1 protein-coding gene is annotated in these 255 nt (G+C 51.0%); it reads left to right on the top strand.

Annotated elements, in window-relative coordinates:
- On the top strand, nt 1–255 hold a 255-nt coding region (locus V6C16_RS14795; RefSeq protein ID WP_333543637.1), incomplete at both ends, for a transposase.

Below are 255 nucleotides of genomic sequence, written 5' to 3'. Positions count from 1 at the left end.
TATGCGCCGAAATTTGGCTTCGCTTTATGAAGCCCTGTGTTTTCTCGATGAGCGGATCCTTGAACAGGACAAGATGCTTAAGGCCGTGGCCAAAGAAAATGAAGCTTGTCAACGCCTGATGCAGGTGTCTGGCATCGGTATCATGACCGCCACTATCCTGCTGACTATTGCCGGTGTGGCCTCGAATTTCAAAAATGGCAGGGAATTTGCCGCATTTCTGGGGCTTGTACCGCGTCAAAACTCCACCGGAGGCAA

Origin of the sequence: Desulfovibrio sp. 1188_IL3213 (assembly GCF_036763145.1) — a bacterium.
Classification (GTDB): domain Bacteria; phylum Desulfobacterota; class Desulfovibrionia; order Desulfovibrionales; family Desulfovibrionaceae; genus Desulfovibrio.
The sequence above is the reverse complement of the archived record's forward strand: the minus strand, read 5'-3'. Positions and strand labels throughout refer to the sequence as shown.